This is a genomic window from Gordonibacter pamelaeae, assembly GCF_003340385.1.
In the GTDB taxonomy this organism is placed as follows: Bacteria; Actinomycetota; Coriobacteriia; order Coriobacteriales; family Eggerthellaceae; genus Gordonibacter; species Gordonibacter pamelaeae.
Map to the genome: position 1 here is coordinate 16,099 of NZ_PPTS01000003.1, position 13,334 is coordinate 29,432.

Here is a 13,334-nt window from a genome sequence, read left to right on the forward strand (position 1 = left end):
GGGGAAAACTTGATCGAACGCTTTGAGTGTTCAACAAGCAAGCGTTCATACGTTGTCGTATTCAGTGTGGTATTTTTAGCGTTTTTCATCGTCATGTGTTTTAGTTTTTTGATGGCGGGAAAAGGCTTCTTATGGTTGACCGACGGGCTTGAACAGCAGTACGTTTTTTTTGCTGCGCAAGGCGAGTGGCTTCGCCAAATACTTAATACAATTTTCGTCGAGCATAATTTTGCATTGCCAATGTGGTCGACGGAAATTGGTTATGGCGGAGACATGTTGGTGACGCTGTTCTCTTGCATTGGAGATCCTGTTAATCTGATTTCTGTGTTTTTCCCTCTTGAATATGCAGATTTAGCCTTGAATATGACGGTGGCGATCCACCTGTACCTCGCTGGTTTGATCTTCTCATTTTATTGCCTGTACAAGGGAAATGGAAGATTCGGAACGCTTATTGGTGCAGTAGTCTTTATGTTTAGTGGGTTCACGTTACTTGCTTTCACGCAGGTGTTCATGTTGGCTTGTCTCGTGTACGGTCCTTTAGTGCTTTGGGGTATCGATAAGGTATTCGACCGAAAAAATCCAGTCCTGTTCATTGCGTCGATAGCGCTCTGTTTTTTGAATTCGGTGACATTCTCGTATTCGATTTGTCTGTTACTCTTGGTGTACTGTCTCGTCCGTTATTGGCATCTCGATGAGAAGAAAACACCACGGGGGTTTGCGAAATGGGTTTTCAAAATAGCTGGCTACACGATGATCGGTGCCCTTATCGGCATGGTTTTCTTCGTTCCTAACGCAATGGCAATACTTGGGCAAGGCCGGCTAGGAGTTGATCGGCCCGAGGCGTTGTTCTACGAACCCTTGTATTACATAAAGTTACTTGCTGGCTTTCTCGCTGGAACCGATGTTGGTGCAGATTGCTCGTATGGGTTTGCTGCAATTGCCCTCATCGCGGTTTTCGCATTGTTCGGCACGAAGAAGTCGAGGGACGTCTCTGGTAGCGTAGACGGAATAATGAAAATCATGTTCATTGTCTTGACGGTGTTCTTATGTCTGCCAGCCATTGGAAAGGTTTTCAACGGTTTTGCTTATCCGAATAACAGGTGGGTATGGGCTTACGCGCTCTGCGTATCTTATATTGTTGTTGCGGTGATGCCTAGACTGCTCGCTCTGAATGTGCGCCAAAAGCGCTTTGTCGTAATCGGGTCGATTGCGTATGCGTTGGTTACGGGGCTGGTTTTCTTGCCGTTTGCAAGCAAGGAAGTGCTGTTCTCCTGTATCGTGCTGATCGGTTTAGCATTTCTGCTGTGCAATGCGAAGGACATCGCAAAGCAGAAAGCAAAGCTCGCTATCTTAGGTTCTACCTTTGTCTGTATCGCGTTTGTATTCAATAACTTTGGATCGATCTTTACTTCAGGTGGCCCTCATGCCGCCTCCCGTCAAGTCGGCATAGGACGCTCTTATGAACTTCTTGTAAATAACAATCCCAGCAATGTCGTTTCCGAGATAGTTGATGATTCTTTTTGGCGCTACGACGGATCTCGCGTCCCTATGTTCAGAAACAGCAATATGGTTCAACATCAAAACGCTCTTTTGTTCTACAGCAGCTACTACAATGATCTTGTTGATCGTTATCATTCCTATATGGGACTCATCTCGTCGTCGATGAATTTCTCGTACACCGGCCTTGATGCTCGCACGCCCCTCGAGGCTCTGGCCGGCGTGAAGTATTTTGTTGTACCGAAAGGGCAGACTGATATGCTCCCCCCGTTGTTCACGCATAAGGCGGCTTGCGGAGTGTACGATGGGATGGAATATATCGCCTATGGGACGGACGACTACTTGCCCACCACTTTTTTCTACGACGAGGTGATTGACGAAGCTGATTTCGAGGCGATGACTCCCGCACAAAGGCAGCAGGCGCTCCTGCAAGGCGTTGTGATCGAGGAACCTTCGTCTCTTGCGAAGAATGCGGATCTGCGGTTTACTGACCAGGCGGTGTCTTATGAGATTGCCCCGAAGCTGGATAAGGAGCAGTCTTTTGATGATGTTAATGATGCGTTCGAAGAACAGGGTATCGAGATAGATGGTACGAAGTTTACCGTGGTGCGTTCCGGTGCAACGATTGTGCTCAAAGCCGATATACCAGCTGATGTCGAGGCCTATCTTTATATCAAAGGGGTTAAGTATTCCGACGTGCCCCCATCAAGTAGGTTTACCGAGGCGCAGCGGGAGAGTATGAGCTTGTATAGCAAAGAGCTCGCGTTGTTTGACGATGTGTTCTACGGTTCGCCGACGAAGGATGTAAAGCTTGACGTTAAACTCGATGACGTGAGCCAACAGGTTTGGAATCCCACAGCATCGAGTCATTTGTATGGTGGAAAGGATTCTTGGCTGGTGAACTTGGGATATTCTGATGAAGAGCGCAAAGACGTAGAAGTAACGTTTTCGTCTGCTGGGGTGTATGACCTTGAGGATCTGCAGATAGTTGTCCAACCAATCGATGCTTATGCTGATCAGATACAGAAGCTCAAATCAACTTCGGCGAAGATTCACGGCGCCTCTTTTAACGGATCGACTTATTCTTGTACGGCAGATGCAGAAGGGTCGCCGAAGCTTTTGTACTTTGGAATACCTTACTCAAGTGGGTGGAGCGCTTACGTTGACGACAATCCTGTCGAGATAAAGCACTCCAATGTGGCATTCATGGGCGTAGAGCTTGATGGTGGGCGGCATGAAGTAGAGCTGCGGTATGAAACCCCCGGGCTTAAAACCGGTGCGATGCTTTCCTTGGTCGGGCTGGTGATGTTGGGCGCGGTTGTTGTGGTGGGGCGTGTTCGGCGCACAAAAATAGCGGAGGAGACAAAATGAAAACTTATCTAATTACCGGGGGAGCCGGCTTCATCGGAAGCAATTTTGTGCTCTACCTCTTAAAGCGTTATGAGGATATCTGCGTTGTCAATGTGGACGCTCTTACGTATGCGGGAAACCTTGAGAACCTGATTGCGGTCGAAAATGACGATCGATATCATTTTCGAAAAGTGAATATTTGCGATACAAGAGCTGTTGACAGGTTGTTTGAGCAGTTCGATGTCGACTTTGTAGTGAACTTTGCAGCAGAATCTCATGTGGATAGATCCATTGAGACCCCTCAGGTGTTCGTCAACACCAATGTGTGTGGCACCGTGTCCCTGCTTGATGCGGCAAGGAGGGCATGGGAGCTTGACGATGGGTCGTATGGGAGCAAGAAGTTCTTGCAGGTCTCGACCGACGAAGTGTACGGTTCCTTGGGTGTGGATGGTTATTTTACCGAGGATACGCCGCTCGATCCTCATAGCCCATATTCATCTTCCAAGGCATCTGCGGATTTGTTCGTGAAAGCCTACGGCGACACATATGGCTTCCCCTTTAACATTACCAGATGCTCGAACAATTATGGCCCGTTCCAGTTTCCCGAAAAACTTATTCCGCTCATGATCAATAATGCTTTGCATGGAAAGAAGCTGCCGATTTACGGCGATGGTTTGAATATTCGCGATTGGCTCTATGTAGAGGATCACTGCAAGGCTATCGACGTGGTTATCGAGCGAGGTAGACTAGGGGAAGTCTACAACGTGGGGGGGCATAATGAGCGGACGAATGTGGCCATAGTCGAAACCATTCTCGATTATCTTTCGTGCAATGTTAACGAAAATATTTCTCGCGATTTAATTGATTATGTCTCGGATCGAAAGGGACATGACCGCAGGTATGGCATCGATCCAAAGAAGATTTCAAATGAGTTGGGGTGGATGCCCGATACTCCTTTCGAGGATGGTATAAAGAAGACGATCGCTTGGTATCTCGAAAACAAGTCTTGGGTTGAAGGTGTCACGAGTGGCGGCTACCAGAATTATTATAAAGCGATGTATGGCGATCGCAACCGGTTGTCGCAAGGGGAGGATCGATGATTCCTTTTAACAAACCCGCTTTCGTGGGCACTGAACTTGACTATGTTGCTCAAGCAGTGAGAGGTGGAAAAATATGCGGTGATGGACCGTTCACCAAGAGATGCCATGGCTGGCTTGAGCACAATTTCGGTTGCCATAAGGCGCTTTTGACGACGAGTGGAACCTCTGCGCTCGAGATGGCTGCGATTCTTTGCGATCTCGCGCCGGGCGATGAGGTCATCATGCCAAGCTATACATTCTCTTCAACTGCCAATGCGTTCGTGCTTGTGGGCGCAAATATAGTGTTCGTTGACATTCGGCCCGATACTATGAATATTGATGAGCGAAAAATTGAGGCTGCAATAACGTCGAAAACTAAAGTAATAGTACCGGTTCATTATGCAGGCGTTGCCTGCGACATGGATGCAATTATGCACATCGCTCGCACGTATGGACTGAAGGTTGTCGAGGATGCGGCGCAAGGAGTGATGAGCACTTATCGAGGTCTCCCTCTTGGAACCATCGGCGACTTTGGCTGCCTCTCGTTTCACGAGACGAAGAACTACTCGATGGGTGAAGGTGGCGCGCTGCTTGTTAATGATCCTGCGTACGGCGAACGAGCCGAAATCATTCGTGAGAAAGGTACGGATCGTGCAAGATTCTTCCGTGGACAAGTCGATAAGTATACTTGGGTCGATTACGGAAGCAGCTACCTTCCCAGTGATCTTAACGCTGCTTATTTATGGGGCGAGCTTGAGCAAGCTAACCGCATTAACGACAAGCGCCTTACTCAGTGGGAGCGTTATCGTTCGGCATTCGAGTCCTTGGCGTATGCGGGGATGGTAGAGCTGCCGACGGTGCCCGTCGATTGTGCGCACAATGCTCATATGTTTTACCTCAAGTGTCGCAACCTTTCGGAGAGGTCTGAGCTGATCGCCTTTTTGAAGGCTCGAGAGATACAAGCGTCTTTTCACTATGTTCCGCTGCACTCTGCGCCCGCAGGCGTGCGGTTTGGTCGTTTTCACGGAAGCGAAGTCTATACGACTGTCGAAAGCGAGCGTTTAGTTAGATTGCCCCTTTATTTTAACCTTTCCTTATCCGAGCAAGATGAGGTTATCGAGGCGGTCAAAAACTTCTACGACACGAGTGCTCTGGTGGGGAGAGTCGATGAATAATCAATCGCATAATCTTCTTATCCTAGGCTCCATGGATGAATTCGTCGAATTGGTAGAACTCGCTCGGAACCGCGGTTATCGCACGATTGTGGTTGATGGATATGCAGATGGTCCGGCAAAACGATACGCTGACGCAAAGTACGACATTCCCATTACCGATGCCAAAGCTCTCGCTGAAGTGTGCAAACGGGAGCGAGTTGACGGAATCATTACCGCGTATTCCGACATACTTTTTCAGTGTCTCTGTCGGTTGTCGGATCTTACGGGCATTCCAAGCTACTGCCCTTCTGCGGGCATGAATTTTCTTCGCGATAAGACGCTTATGAAGAAGATGTTCGAGGATCTCTCTATCCCAACGCCTCAAAGTTTCGTTGTGTCCTCAAAAGATGAAAGTTTCCCAGTTGTAAATTACCCCTGCGTTATCAAGCCGGTAGCAGGATATGGCTCACGCGGTGTATTCGTGGTTGAGGATGAAGCGCAAGCTCGAGCTCGTGCTGTCGAGGCCGAGTGCGTTTCATCCCAAGGGAAAGCTATTATGGAAGAATATAACCCAGACTACGAATTTAATATGATCGCATGGGTCGCGGACGGTGCCGTGCACGCTGTTAGTATAGCGGATCGTGAGAAGAGTTCGGAAGTATCTTGGGAGGTTCCTCATGTGAGCAGGATTGTTTACCCGAGTCGGCTTCAAGACAGTGTTCGAGAAGAGGCTCTCGCGATTGTTCAGCGAGTTTCCGCTTATGTGGGACTGCGAAACGGTCCGATTTGCATGCAATTTTTCTGGAGCGCCAAGAGGGGCCTTCAGGTTTGCGAGATTGCGGGAAGGGTTTTCGGATACGAACATGAGTTGTTGTTTTATAGCAGCGGCCTGCGTGTTGAAGATTTGTTGCTAGATACCGTTTACGACAAGAAATCGCTTCGGCGCCGACTTGAGGACCACGATATTGATTCTTTTTCTCGCTGCTGTTGTGGCTTGTACTTTCACGGACGCGAGGCAGTGATTGGTTCGATGGACGGAGCGGTTGCCGCTATAGGGAATGCGGGGGATTCTGTCTGCGAAAGTTTTATGTACTATCGTGAAGGCGAGCGCGTCGGGCATGGATTTGGAGAAAAGCCCTACGTCGCCAGGATATACCTATGCGCAGAGAATTATGATTCACTGGATCATTCGACATTTGATTTATACCGGTCGTTTGATGTGTGCGATGAGAACGGAAAAAGTATAGTGTATCATAATGAACTGCCAAGCTACGAATGAGTGCTGGTAGAATGCCGAGAAGGGGGCGACATGAGCAAAAAGATAGTTATTTTTGGTGCGGCGGGAACGCTGGGCCTCTACTTGACCGATTATCTTGTCGAGCGACTAGACAGTGCTGAGTGGGAGATTATTGCTTCTGGGCGAAAGGATCTCACTTTTTTTGACCGATATGCGCCTGCTGTTCGCTACATTTCTGCAGACATAGCGAACAGGGAGTCGTTTGCTTCGTTGCCGCAGGAAGATGTGTACGCTGTCATCCATTTTGCGGGTGCCTTGCCTGCCTATATGAAGGGGTATGATCCGTGGCAGTACGTTAATACGAATGTGCTTGGGACGCTCAACGTTCTCGATTATGCTCACAGAGCGGGTGCGGACAGGATTTTGTACACGCAAACCATCTCCGATTATGCAGGCTATTTTGAAGAGTTGGTGGAATTGAAGGACGACATGCCACGTCGTCCTCCTATGACCGGTGACCATTCGGTTTACGCGATTACAAAGATTGCTGCCGAGCAGCTATGCTGGAACTATCAAGCTAATTACGGTCTCAAGTGTTTTGCATTCAGGCTTCCAAACATCTACTGTTTTATGCATGATAGCAAAACTCTTTATCGAGATGGCAAGCCGGCCACAAGCTCTTATAGATATATGATAGACCAAGCGCAAGCGGGAAAGCCGCTTGAGGTTTGGGGCGATCCAGAAAAAGGCATGGATTTGATTTACGTTAAGGACTTTTGCCAAATGATGGAAAAAGCTTTGTTTGTCGACCGAAATGAGGGCGGTATATATAATGTGGGTACTGGTGTGATGACCTCATTGGAACAGCAGGTGAAAAACATCATCACAGTATTTTCTCCAAAGGACAGACCTTCGGAAATTGTCTATTGTCCAGAGAAGCATGATTGCGTCAACTACTACATGAATGTTGATAAGGCGAAAGTAGAGTTGGGATACTCTCCCGAGTATGATCCTATAGCATTCCTTGTCGACTATAAAAAAGAAATGGAAGATGACCGTTTTGCGGACTTCTTCAAAGAAAAGTATGGTGAAAAATAAGTGGAATGTACGGCGCGTACAGTAGTTTCCGTTGTCATTCCTTGTTACTTCTCCGAGGCTACTATTGCAAAAGTTGTGCATCAAACGCGAGATGAGCTGGTCAAAAAGTTCTTTGACTACGAATTCATACTCGTTAACGATGGATCGACTGACAGAACGTTTCGGGAAATTGAGACGTTGTGTCGAGAAGATCACAAAGTTGTCGGAATAGATTTTGCAAAAAACTCTGGACAGCATAGTGCAATTATCGCTGGTCTCAATTATGCTTCAGGGGACTTGATTATGGTTATGGACGACGATTTGCAAACGCATCCGTCGCAGTGCCTTAAGCTTATCGAGGCCATGGACGGCGGCTACGATGTTGTGTTTGCTTGCTATCCGGAGCATAAAGAGGCATGGTGGCGGCGCCTAGGTTCTCTGTTTACGGTGTGGTCTATGCGCGTGCTGACCCAGCGCCCCAAAGGTATAGTGGCAAGCAGTTTTTTCGTTATGCGAAAGTATATTGCCGAGGAAATCATCAGATACCGCGGTCCCTATGTCTATATCCAGGGTTTGATTTTTCGATCAACCTGGAATATAGGCAATGTTGAAGTTCGGCATTTTGAACGGGAATCAGGGCGGTCCGGCTACACATTTAAGACGTTGCTGCGGCTTTGGTCGACGGTTCTCGGCTTCTCTCTTTTGCCTTTACGACTTTGCTCCGCTATCGGCATGCTGATGGGCGGAGGCGGTATAGTTGGGGCTATCTTCTTGGTGGTCCAGCGTCTTCTCAACGAAGATATGCAGCTTGGATGGAGCTCTCTTATGGTGGCTGTGCTAATTTGCTCGGGCGCGATAATGGTGTTTATGGGGCTGATTGGTGAATATCTCGGGCGCTTATTCATGACAATTAATAATGCACCGCAGTATGTGAAGAAGACCTTGATTGACGAGCGTGTTCATGAGGGGGCGGGAGAGTGACATGTTGAACTTCGCTGAAGTTGATCAATTAGAGACGCCGTGCTTTGTGCTGGACGCTCAAGAGCTCGGACAGAACTTCGATGATTTCAGGCACGCACTTGAAGAAAAATGGTCAGACAAATCTCATGTTGCCTACTCGGTCAAAACGAACCCTTTCCCCTGGATTTTATCAAAAGCGCGAACTGCTGGCTGTCTCGCGGAAGTTGTTTCCGATGAAGAATTTAACTTGGCACTTGCCCAAGGTTTCGCCCCTTGCGAGATCGTGTTTAACGGTCCAATCAAGAGCAGAGATTGGCTTAACTTTGCTCTTAACAATGGAACTTACGTCAATTTGGATTCGCGTCGAGAAATCGAATGGGTAAAAGAATATGCTGCAGCAACATCGCGTCTTGTGAAGGTCGGCGTACGCGCAAACATAGAATTGGAAAAGTATTGTCCGGGTGAAACTTTGTTTGAAGAGCACCATGGGCGTTTCGGTTTTTCTTTCGAGGGGGGCGATTTTGCGCGCGTTGTGGACGAATTGCGTGCGTTCGATGAGGGGGATATTGTGGTGTCGGGACTTCACATGCATGCCACGACGCGCAGTCGCTCAAACAACGTCTACCGGATGCTCGCGCGTTATGCTGCACGCATAGTGGAGGAATGCGAACTCAGCTTGGATTACGTCGATATTGGCGGTGGTTTTTTCGGTGGCGGTCCGCTCAACGTTGGCGCTTATGAAGAATACGTATTCACTATCGAATCGGAACTTGGAAAAGTTTGCGATCCGGACAAGGTCGAGTTGATCGTAGAGCCCGGTGGTGCAGTCGTTTGCACCCCAGGTTATTATGTCGGAAGAGTCGTAGACGTAAAGGACATACTCGATGAGCGCTATGTCGTTACGGAGCTTTCGCGCATTAACATTGATCATGAAATGAAGAAGACGTCATATAATCTAACGTTGCATGCTGTATCGTCTGATACTCATCCGTCGCAGATTTTGTGCGGATATACCTGTATGGATAGCGATAGACTTTGCGAATTGGTTGACGCTGTGGAATTATCTCCTGGCGACATTGTCGTCGTCAACAATGCTGGTGCATATTCCATGGCATTTACTCCGAACATGTTCATCAAATGCCCCCCTGCTGTTTACATTAAGGATGGGGACATAATTGAGATAGAGCGTCAGCCCTCTTTCGTTCGACCTCCTTGCGGTATTTGGGAATAGACATGTTCTCAGGTGTTAAGTCTTCAACGAAGACACTTATTGTTTTACACTTTGTTCTTGTGGTGTATTCCATAACGGGAATTTTGGGTAAAATTGCGTCTACGAAAGATTTCTTCAGTTTTGAGTTCTGCGCATATTATCTTGGAATAATTTTTCTCCTTGGTGTGTACGCAATCGCATGGCAACAGATTATCAAGAGACTTCCTCTGACAACCGCGTTTGCAAACAAGGCGATTACGGTCGTCTGGGGCATTGTTTGGGGTTTTCTTTTTTTTGGGGAATCTATTAATGCGCTTAAAGTGGCCGGAGCGTTGTTGGTTGTCGCAGGCGTTGTTGTTTATGCGCGTTCAGATGGTGCCTCTGGGCAAGACGCAGGGGATATGTCCAATGAATGAAACGGTTGTGATCTATTCGCTCGTTCTACTTTTTGGCGTTTTTGTGAGCGCGATTTCTCAGGTGCTTCTAAAAAAAGCTGCCATGAAAAAATACGATAGACCAATCGATGAATATCTGAACCCTCAAGTTATTTTCGCCTACGTATTGTTCTTCGGAACAACCTTTTTTAGTATCTTGGCTTATCGTGGAATACCCCTATCCCTTGGTCCTGTCCTTGAGGCGACGAGCTATCTGTATATTACGGTTTTTGGCGTTCTGATTTTCGGTGAGAAAATTAATCGCAAAAAGATGTTTGCACTGATGCTTATAGTTGCGGGCATTTGTGTATCGTCCTTAGGTACGGGGTAGGTCCAATGCATAAAAATATGATTTTTCTGTCAAAGAGGGCGAAAGCTGGTGAGCATTCTTTGGGACATCAGCCGGGCCTGTCTGTATGAAAAAAGAGGGGCTATCGTGCCGAAAGTGTCTGTAATTATTCCATGCTACAATCAAGAAAAATATTTAGAAACATGTTTGAACTCGGTGTTGTCGCAAAGCTTGTCTGATATAGAAGTGCTTTGCGTAGATGATGGTTCGACGGATGGCACCGGTGACATACTTGCCCAGTATGCGGCGAGAGATGATCGGCTACACCTCCTCAGTCAAAAAAACAAAGGAGCATCGTTTTGTAGAAATCGTGCGATCGATCAGGCGAGAGGCGAGTATCTTATCTTTTGCGATTCTGATGATATATATCCTGATACTGCAATAATAGAACGGCTTTATTGCGCTGGAGTTGAGCATGATGCCAAGGCGGTAGCTGGCTCGTATAGTATTTTTGACGAGACAGACAACGAGGTAAGATATGATTTCGACGGGCTTCTTTGGGGTCAAAGTTTCAAGAGGGAGGGTTTTGTTTCTTTCCTTGATTACCAATTCGATTATGGATTCACGCGTTTTATGTTTCGTTCGAGAGAGATAAAGAATAGCGGTATCAGGTTTGCTCCATATTCCCGATTTGAAGACCCACCTTTTTTGGTAGCCTTATTAGGGTATTTGGAGATGTTTTACGCAATTCCTGATGTTGTGTATCAAGCTCGAGTTGGCTATAAGCAAGTTGTTTGGGATAGCTCCGCTCAGGTTGATCTGCTTAAAGGGCTGTCGGATAATTTGCGGTATTCAAGGATCCATCGCTTGAAAAACCTTCACGAGCTAACTGTTCGCAGAATAGAAGAAGAATATGCCGGTGTTTTCTATTGGTCGCTTATCGACGAAATGGTTTTTTCGGCGATTGTGCGTGCAAATGGAGAAGTCTCCCCGGAACTTCTCAGCTCGTCTTTTCAAGGTCGTGTTGTTGATGGGTTTCTGTTGTTGAAACCTATGGAGCAGCAAGTTGCCAATGCCCAGAAATGGAACAAAGATATTCAGGATTTGCATGGAGCTGTTTTAGCGGAGCGCGCCGACAAAGAAAACGCTTGGGAAAGGTTGAAGGATGCAGGGCGCGAGTTGGCAGCTGTGTACGATTCTACGACATGGAGAATCGGGTCGGTCTTCACGGCCGTTCCTAGATGGTTTCGCGATTTCGGACGAAAAGTATAGTGATTATGATATGTGGCAGTGCAAATAATCGGGAAGGCGTGAGCTTATGTCGGGCGTCCTAGCCAAGTGTTCTAAAAACATGTCGATCGCTCTTTTAATTCTACTAATGGCTTCTATGCTTTTTCCTTATTCGGCCTGGGCCACTATCGAGGATGAAGATCAGACCTCTTTGACCGCCGATGAACTGCTTGCAGCGATTTCTGCTGGGGCAGTAGACACGCAGGTTGATCCGGGTGATTCAGGCTTGAATGCTAATAGTCGAGCCACTATGTCGGCATCGCATTTTGAGGAGTACTCCGGCGCCGAGCTCTACGACACCGCCGCCGCGCAGTCCGCAGGAGCCTTCGCGTCCTCCGAGTACGCCATCGTCGTCGGCCGCGGCGGATGGCCCGACGCCCTTTCCGCAACGAGTCTGGCGGGCGTGTACCGATGCCCGATCCTGTTCACCGAGAAGGACTCCGTTCCGGCAGCCACGGCCTCGGAGTTGGAGAGACTCGGGGTTAGCCACATCCTCCTCGTCGGCGGCCCCAACCTCGTGTCCCAGGGCGGCTTGGACGCCCTGGGCTCGGCGACGGGGGCGGAGGTGGAGCGCATCTGGGGCGAGTCCCTCTTCGACACCCAGATGGCCGTGTACGAGAGGGGCGCCGGGCAGTGGTCGGGCGACCTCGTGATCGTTGCGACGGGCGCGGACTTCCCCGACGCCTTGTCCATCGCCCCCGTGGCCTACGCAAAGAAGGCGCCCGTGTTCCTCGTCTCCGGAGGGGGGCTTCTTCCGGAGCAGAAGACCGCTTTGATGGACGCCGCCAGGTCCGGTTCCTTTGCGAACGCCGCCATAGCCGGCGGAACGAACGTGGTGTCCGAGGCTACGGAGGGCTTCATGGACGCGGTCACCGTGCTTGCGTCCGGGCGCACGGGGGGATGTGTGCGCTTGGCGGGAGCCGAGCTCTACGACACGTCGGCGGCGGTGGCCGAATGGGCGGTGTCCACCCAAGGGTTCAGCTGGGCGGCACCCGCCTTCGCGACCGGGAGGGACTCCTACGACGCCCTCGCCGGCTCCGTCCTCCAGGGCGAGAGCGGGTCGGTCTTGCTGTTGGTGGACGATCCGCAGGACGCCACCGTGCGCACCGCCGCGTCCCATGCGGGCGACGTGTCGTCCGTGCGCTTCTTCGGCGGGCGCAACGTGGTTTCTTCTGCAGTCCGTATGGGGATAGCCGATTCCTTCGGGTACTCCTACGCTTCGTTGCCCGGCTTTAGAGTTTATATAGACGCGGGCCATGGTTGGAATGATTCAAACAATGGTGTGTACGACTCCGGAGCTACGGGGTGTGGCTACCAGGAGGCGACCCTGACTAAAGAACTTGCTGGAATGGTTGCGAACATTTTGAGGAACGAGTACGGTGTTTCGGTATATCTCAATGATGATGGTGGTTGGTATAAATTGCGTCATGCGGAAGCAGTGGCGCAAAAATGCGATACAATCGTTTCTATTCACTTCAATGCGGGCGGAGGATCAGGCACTGAGTCTTTGATACACGAATACAATGCTGCCGGTCTCTCTCCTTCATGGCAGAGCCAGATACACCCTCACCTAATTTTTGGGACTGGATTGCACGACAGGGGAATGAAGCGCCAAGAGGTTGCGATTTTGGGCGGCCCGCTTCCCGCAACGTTGTTAGAGGTGGCTTTTATTGATAGCCAGTCCGATATGAATCAATATCAGGCTCGAAAAGTGACTATCGCCTATGAAATTGCTGCCGGGATTGTAGAGTAAGGAA

At 49.0% G+C, this 13,334-nt stretch carries 11 protein-coding genes; all 11 read left to right on the top strand.

Translation table 11 applies throughout. The annotated features are described in order from the left end of the window. Positions 1-9: 9 nt before the first annotated feature. Genes C1877_RS05085 through C1877_RS05135 form a run of 11 tightly spaced genes read left to right on the top strand, consistent with a single transcriptional unit; the run spans position 10 to position 13,330 of the window. Positions 10-2,868: a YfhO family protein gene (locus C1877_RS05085; RefSeq protein WP_181813793.1), complete on the top strand. Its 2,859-nt coding sequence runs from the start codon at positions 10-12 to the stop codon at positions 2,866-2,868. Further along, positions 2,865-3,947, top strand: a complete 1,083-nt coding sequence (gene rfbB / locus C1877_RS05090; protein ID WP_114568574.1) for a dTDP-glucose 4,6-dehydratase — start codon at positions 2,865-2,867, stop codon at positions 3,945-3,947. Before C1877_RS05085 ends, rfbB begins: the two co-directional genes overlap by 4 nt. Next, entirely contained in the window at positions 3,944-5,101 is a 1,158-nt protein-coding gene (gene rffA / locus C1877_RS05095; RefSeq protein ID WP_114568575.1) for a dTDP-4-amino-4,6-dideoxygalactose transaminase, read from the top strand. Before rfbB ends, rffA begins: the two co-directional genes overlap by 4 nt. Beyond that, positions 5,094-6,359 (top strand): ATP-grasp domain-containing protein, encoded by a 1,266-nt coding sequence (locus C1877_RS05100; protein ID WP_181813794.1) that lies wholly within the window; start codon positions 5,094-5,096, stop codon positions 6,357-6,359. Before rffA ends, C1877_RS05100 begins: the two co-directional genes overlap by 8 nt. A 30-nt stretch (positions 6,360-6,389) precedes the next feature. Then, complete coding sequence (locus tag C1877_RS05105) at positions 6,390-7,415, top strand: NAD-dependent epimerase/dehydratase family protein (protein WP_080143475.1); 1,026 nt, start codon at positions 6,390-6,392, stop codon at positions 7,413-7,415. Beyond that, positions 7,416-8,375, top strand: a complete 960-nt coding sequence (locus tag C1877_RS05110; RefSeq protein WP_114568577.1) for a glycosyltransferase family 2 protein — start codon at positions 7,416-7,418, stop codon at positions 8,373-8,375. It abuts the gene before it with no gap. A gap of 1 nt (position 8,376) precedes the next feature. After that, a complete protein-coding gene (locus C1877_RS05115) occupies positions 8,377-9,585 on the top strand; it encodes a type III PLP-dependent enzyme domain-containing protein (protein WP_181813795.1) in 1,209 nt (402 codons plus the stop codon). A gap of 2 nt (positions 9,586-9,587) precedes the next feature. Beyond that, on the top strand, positions 9,588-9,980 hold the full coding sequence (locus C1877_RS05120; RefSeq protein WP_114568578.1) for an EamA family transporter: 393 nt from the start codon (positions 9,588-9,590) through the stop codon (positions 9,978-9,980). A 7-nt stretch (positions 9,981-9,987) separates the two neighbouring features. Beyond that, positions 9,988-10,329 carry a DMT family transporter gene (locus C1877_RS05125; protein ID WP_244909797.1) on the top strand — a complete coding sequence of 114 codons (342 nt, stop codon included), beginning with the start codon at positions 9,988-9,990 and terminating at the stop codon, positions 10,327-10,329. Between the two features lie 48 nt (positions 10,330-10,377). Beyond that, on the top strand, positions 10,378-11,559 hold the full coding sequence (locus C1877_RS05130; protein ID WP_181813796.1) for a glycosyltransferase family 2 protein: 1,182 nt from the start codon (positions 10,378-10,380) through the stop codon (positions 11,557-11,559). A 46-nt stretch (positions 11,560-11,605) separates the two neighbouring features. Beyond that, on the top strand, positions 11,606-13,330 hold the full coding sequence (locus C1877_RS05135) for a cell wall-binding repeat-containing protein (RefSeq protein ID WP_114568581.1): 1,725 nt from the start codon (positions 11,606-11,608) through the stop codon (positions 13,328-13,330). Positions 13,331-13,334: the final 4 nt, after the last annotated feature.

What these genes read in the sequence shown, in the direction of transcription:
- rffA (WP_114568575.1), top strand. Translation starts at nt 3,944, where the DNA reads ATGATTCCTTTTAACAAACCCGCTTTCGTGGGCACTGAACTTGACTAT.
- C1877_RS05135 (WP_114568581.1), top strand. Translation starts at nt 11,606, where the DNA reads ATGTCGGGCGTCCTAGCCAAGTGTTCTAAAAACATGTCGATCGCTCTT.
- C1877_RS05105 (WP_080143475.1), top strand. Translation starts at nt 6,390, where the DNA reads ATGAGCAAAAAGATAGTTATTTTTGGTGCGGCGGGAACGCTGGGCCTC.
- C1877_RS05100 (WP_181813794.1), top strand. Translation starts at nt 5,094, where the DNA reads ATGAATAATCAATCGCATAATCTTCTTATCCTAGGCTCCATGGATGAA.
- rfbB (WP_114568574.1), top strand. Translation starts at nt 2,865, where the DNA reads ATGAAAACTTATCTAATTACCGGGGGAGCCGGCTTCATCGGAAGCAAT.
- C1877_RS05120 (WP_114568578.1), top strand. Translation starts at nt 9,588, where the DNA reads ATGTTCTCAGGTGTTAAGTCTTCAACGAAGACACTTATTGTTTTACAC.
- C1877_RS05115 (WP_181813795.1), top strand. Translation starts at nt 8,377, where the DNA reads ATGTTGAACTTCGCTGAAGTTGATCAATTAGAGACGCCGTGCTTTGTG.